The organism is Shigella sp. FC1544 (assembly GCF_001722145.1).
Lineage (GTDB): Bacteria > Pseudomonadota > Gammaproteobacteria > Enterobacterales > Enterobacteriaceae > Escherichia > Escherichia coli.
Window position 1 is genome coordinate 1 of record NZ_MECT01000142.1, and the last position, 5,012, is coordinate 5,012.

Annotated in this window: 5 protein-coding genes and 2 pseudogenes; all 7 read right to left on the reverse strand. The window is 52.7% G+C overall.

What is annotated here, in order from left to right; all coding sequences use genetic code 11:
* Positions 1 to 122, reverse strand: a 122-nt coding sequence (locus BGK49_RS26130; protein WP_001422013.1) for an IS1 family transposase, incomplete at its 3' end; no start/stop codon positions are given.
* 54 nt (positions 123 to 176) lie between these two features.
* Positions 177 to 1,475 (reverse strand): annotated as a pseudogene (gene fadK, locus BGK49_RS09305) (medium-chain fatty-acid--CoA ligase); the annotation flags it as partial.
* A gap of 56 nt (positions 1,476 to 1,531) precedes the next feature.
* The gene (locus BGK49_RS09310; protein WP_000081071.1) at positions 1,532 to 1,825 is read right to left on the reverse strand and encodes a ferredoxin family protein; all 294 of its coding nucleotides are present in this window, start codon (positions 1,823 to 1,825) and stop codon (positions 1,532 to 1,534) included.
* Positions 1,822 to 3,111 (reverse strand): FAD-dependent oxidoreductase, encoded by a 1,290-nt coding sequence (locus tag BGK49_RS09315; protein ID WP_001278466.1) that lies wholly within the window; start codon positions 3,109 to 3,111, stop codon positions 1,822 to 1,824. Before BGK49_RS09315 ends, BGK49_RS09310 begins: the two co-directional genes overlap by 4 nt.
* Positions 3,112 to 3,166: 55 nt before the next feature.
* Positions 3,167 to 4,105 carry an electron transfer flavoprotein subunit alpha gene (locus BGK49_RS09320; RefSeq protein WP_000080719.1) on the reverse strand — a complete coding sequence of 313 codons (939 nt, stop codon included), beginning with the start codon at positions 4,103 to 4,105 and terminating at the stop codon, positions 3,167 to 3,169.
* A gap of 19 nt (positions 4,106 to 4,124) precedes the next feature.
* A pseudogene (locus BGK49_RS09325) lies at positions 4,125 to 4,805 on the reverse strand (electron transfer flavoprotein); the annotation flags it as partial.
* Positions 4,806 to 4,820: 15 nt separating this feature from the next.
* The coding region (locus tag BGK49_RS26140) for an IS1 family transposase (RefSeq protein ID WP_000718190.1) at positions 4,821 to 5,012 on the reverse strand (192 nt) is incomplete at its 5' end.

Below are 5,012 nucleotides of genomic sequence, written 5' to 3' on the forward strand. Positions count from 1 at the left end.
AGTTGCCATGTTTTACGGCAGTGAGAGCAGAGATAGCGCTGATGTCCGGCAGTGCTTTTGCCGTTACGCACCACCCCGTCAGTAGCTGAACAGGAGGGACAGCTGATAGAAACAGAAGCCACTGGAGCACCTCAAAAACACCATCATACACTAAATCAGTAAGTTGGCAGCATCACCTTGCGTCCGGTAATTTTTATATAGCCAGCCTCATCCATACGGCAGAGATCGCCGCTGCAATACCAGCCTTCTTCGTCCAGCGCACGGGCGGTTAATTCAGGTTCATCAAAATACCCCATAAACACATTGGGGCCACGCGAGGCTTCTTCACCTTCGCAACCTGGCGGTAAGGTCTTGCGTGCGTCATCGACCACTTTAATCTCTACACCTGCGGCAGCGTAACCATCGGTGTGCATAAAGCGCGACAAAGGATCATCGAGATTCACCACCGCATGCGGCGAACTTTCTGTGGAACCATAAACACTTAATAATTTAATGCCGCGCTGCTGGCATTCACGTGCCACTTTTTTGGGGATTGTGGTACCGCCGCAAAGAAAGAAACGCAGCGCTGAAAGGTCCGCGGGTTGTTTCTCTAGTACATTCAAAAGATCATAGACAAACGGCGTTGCGCCTAGCATACAGGTGCAACGCTGCTGCTCAAGCAGCGCGAGACACGCATCAGGAGTGAAAATATCTAACAACACGCTGCGAGCGCCAATTAAGAATGGTGCCCTTACGCCATGCAGAAAGCCCGTTGCGTGACCAAGTGGCGCAGGCATCATAAAGACATCCTGCCAGGTCAGATTCAGTCGCGCGCAATAAGCCCGCTCACTGGCGAGAATATTGTTATGCGTTAGCATCACGCCCTTTGGCAGACCCTCAGTTCCGGAGGTAAACAGCACCGCAGCTAATTCATCGCCGTGGGTCGTTATCGCCGTGGTCAGTGAGGTATTGTCGGCGATAATCGGACTTAATGAGAGGGAAGAGGTGGCGGGAGCCAGTTTGTCCACGCCGACAATTTGTTGTAGTTGTGGAAGCTGATTTTGCAGCGGCAGGATTAAATCTACCGGACGTGTTTGTTTAAACAACGTCGGTGCAAAGAACATTTTTGCCTGACACTTATTGAGCACCGACACCAGTTCTGCTTCCCGCCAGGAAGGCAACAGCGGCACGGAAACCGCACCGATTTTCAGGCAGGCAAGATAGATAACGGTAAATTCACACCAGCCAGGCAGTTGAAATGCGATGCGATCGCCTGATTCAATACCCTTCGCTAACATCCAGTTTGCCAGACAGCTCGCGGCGTGATCGAGCGCGCTATAGGTGTACGTTGCACCATGATTGTCGACCACGGCAATTTTGTCTGGCATCGCACGAGCGGTCTGCTGCCAGTAATCGGCCAGTGAAGCATCGCCCCATAACCCTTGCTGACGATACGCCGCACGACGTTGTTCGTTGAACGTTAATGTCACTTTCATTTTGGACTCTCGAAACAGAACATCAGGCCCGAGATGCGGGCCTGTGGGATGCATGATTAGCCGTAGCGAAAATCAATACCGAAGGTGCCTGCGGGATATTGCCACTGTTCGAGAATAGTGTTGCCGCACAGCACCCGACAGGTGCCGCACTCCAGACAACCGGCGGAATCGAAATGAATGTTGCCGGCGTCATCCTGCTTATAAAGTCCGGCAGGGCAAGCTTTCATTAATTTACGGAATTCATTGATATCGGGATTTGCCGCCAGAATGATATGCGGGTGGCCCTCATCAACATGGAATTTATTGACGCCTAATTTGATGTCGACGTTAACCGTAGCGTTCTGGCTCATAGCGCGGTTGCTCCCTTAATGCCATCTTTCAGCAAGTTGATCAGCCCAATTTTCTTCGCGTGTCCCATGATCATTTTGCGTACCGGCTGGTTTGGTTTGCCGTCAATGGTGAACATCTCGTTCATGATGTCGGCGACCATTCGTGGGTATTGGCTAAACAGGCGCGGGTTTTCCATCAGCGCCGGGATCTTGCGGAAATGCTGCATATCGCGCATGACGCAGCTTTGTTCCAGCTCACGTTTGTATTGCGCCAGACTGCTGGCGGAGAAATCCTCGCGTTCTTTGGCGGCGATCACCGTTGTGGCGGCAGCCTGAGCCGATGCAATGGCTAAATCCATGCCACGAACTGTAAAACCCAAATTCAGGCAGAAGCCTGCGGCGTCACCAACGATCATCACGCCATCGTTAACCATCTGCGGCACCATTGCCAGACCGCCTTCTGGCACCATATGCGCGGAATATTCAAGCAGTTTGCCGCCGCTAATTAGTGGGCGAATGGCGGGGTGTTGTTTAAAATCTTCCAGCATTTGCGGCACGCTTTTTTGCGCATGGGCGATATCACCCAATCCACAAACCAGCCCCAAGGATATGGAATCCTTGTTGGTATAGAGAAATCTCCCGCCCATCAGGCCGTCAGAAGGGGAACCGGCAAACAGCCAGGCGGCACCTTCCTCGCCCGTAATATTAAAGCGATCGTTGATCTGTTCTGGTGTGAGGCCAATAACCTCTTTAACACCAACAGCGTAATGATGCGGATCGGAAGCGGGAACCATTCCCAGCGAGCGGCCAAGCATCGAGTTTACGCCATCAGCTAGAACCACCACATTCGCTTGGAGAATATCATCCCCGGCCTGCACGCCAGTGACCTTGTTTCCTTCACGAACCAACGCATCGACGCGAACGCCCGGGATAAACTGTGCGCCCGCCTGCTCGGCTTGTTCCATCAACCACGGGTCCAGACGATTACGCAATACGGTATAAGATGCGTGTTGCGGAACATCTGGTTGCTCGCGGTGAAAATCGAGGGTAACGGCGCTTTCTTCGGTTAAGAAGAAGATTTTCTCGCGTGTGACCTTGCGTTCTACCGGCGCTGATACTGCAAAGCCTGGAATGATTGCTTCAAGTGTGTGGGCATAAAGACGCCCGCCGGTCATGTTTTTACATCCGGCACTGTCGCCGCGTTCTATCACCAGGACATCCAGTCCGGCTCGCGCCATGACCAGTGCGGCAACGCTACCAGCAACGTCCGCACCGACCACAATGGCATCAAATTTGTCATCCGACATTCGTTATGCTCCCTTCCCGCTGCGTTTACAGCGGGAGATGTGGTTGAAAGGGGAATTAGCGGCTCAACTGGCTAATCAGGGCAGGGACGACTTTGTAGATATCGCCCACCAGACCGTAGTCGGCATAATTGAAGATTGGCGCATTTTTATCTTTATTGATGGCGACAATCACTTTTGCGCCGTTGCCGCCAACCATATGCTGGATCTGCCCGGAGATCCCCAGCGTCAGGTAGAGATCGGATTTCAGCAACACGCCGGAGACACCGATATAACGTTCACGCTCCATCCAGTTCTCGCCTTCGGCAATTGGACGTGAACAGCCGACTTCAGCATTCAGCACCGCCGCCAGTTCGTGGACCATTTTCAGGTCATCCTGCGCCGCCAGACCACGACCGACGCCAACCACACGTTTTGCTTTGCTCAGGTCCACGCTGCTTGCGGCTTTCGCACGGCGTTCGCGACAGAGAATTTCATGACGCGGAGCAACATAAGGTACCGTTTCTGTCGGGCACTGATGAGAGGTATCACTGGTGCACGGTTCCTGAACACCGGGTGCAAGGGTAATGATCGCCAGCGGGCTGTTGATCTTTTCCTGAGCGAACGCTAACCCGCCATACATCCGGTGTTCGGCGCAAATGTGACCATCGACAATATCCACCGCCGTGGCATCGTTCACCAGCGCCGCATTCAGTTGCACACTTAACCGTGCTGCCAGAGCTTTACCACGTTTCGTCGCGGCCAACAGCAACATAGCGGGGTGTTTATCTTTCAGCGGGGCAGCAATGCTTTCGGCGTAATTTTCAGTGCGTTGCAGCGCGTCGTTTTGCTCAAGAACATAAATACATTTTGGACCATAAGGCATAACTGCCTGCGCCTGGTCGGTATTTTGTACAATGGCATACACCTGTTGGCCCCATTGCTGAGCGCCGCCAAACAGTTCAGCATAACGTTCAGGATTATCGCTAAAGACCCAGACGCTGTTTAATTGACTCATCGTTTCTTCTCCGTAGGCTTCAGTTCAGGGCTTTCTTCAGATGTTCCGCCAGCTCGGCAATGGCCTCCGGCGAATCGTTATCGATAATGATGTGCTTACGTTCTGTTTGCGGCGGTACGCGAATGCCGACCAGTTCAGCAAGTGGCGCGCTCTGGCTCCAGTCAATATCACTTGCCTGCCACTGATTTACCGGTTTTTTACCCGCGCCGAGAATGGCTTTCATCGAAGGAATGCGTGGCACGTTAATATCGGAGGTGACGCAGAGCACGGCTGGAACAGAGAGTTCAATAACTTCAACATCATCTTCAAGCGTGCGTTCAATCACCAGTGTATTGCCCTGACGCTGAATAGCACTCACTGCATTAATCACCGGAAGTTGCAGAATTTCTCCGACCAGCAAGCCAACCTGCTGGGCATAAAGGTCGCCGGAACCTTCACCAAAGATCAGTAAATCGAAGCCGATCTTTTCAATTGCTGCCGCCAGCGCTTTTGCGGTATCGAGAGGCAGTGCATGTTCAAGTTGCGCATCCTGCACCAAATACAGGCTGTGCGGCCCGCGGGATAGCACATCTTTGCGCACTTTCGAGTTCTGCAACAATGAGCCGCCAACGGTCAGCGCGGCTATCTCATCGTCATCTGTTGCGAGCTGGCTTGCAGCTTCAATGGCATTGAGATCGAACTGGCTGATTTTGGCGTCGGCGGTAATGACTCCAACTTATTGATAGTGTTTTATGTTCAGATAATGCCCGATGACTTTGTCATGCAGCTCCACCGATTTTGAGAACGACAGCGACTTCCGTCCCAGCCGTGCCAGGTGCTGCCTCAGATTCAGGTTATGCCGCTCAATTCGCTGCGTATATCGCTTGCTGATTACGTGCAGCTTTCCCTTCAGGCGGGATTCATACAG

Excerpts from the sequence above, each read along its gene's own strand:
- BGK49_RS09320 (WP_000080719.1), bottom strand. The coding sequence starts at position 4,105 with ATGAGTCAATTAAACAGCGTCTGGGTCTTTAGCGATAATCCTGAACGT.
- BGK49_RS09310 (WP_000081071.1), bottom strand. The coding sequence starts at position 1,825 with ATGAGCCAGAACGCTACGGTTAACGTCGACATCAAATTAGGCGTCAAT.
- BGK49_RS09315 (WP_001278466.1), bottom strand. The coding sequence starts at position 3,111 with ATGTCGGATGACAAATTTGATGCCATTGTGGTCGGTGCGGACGTTGCT.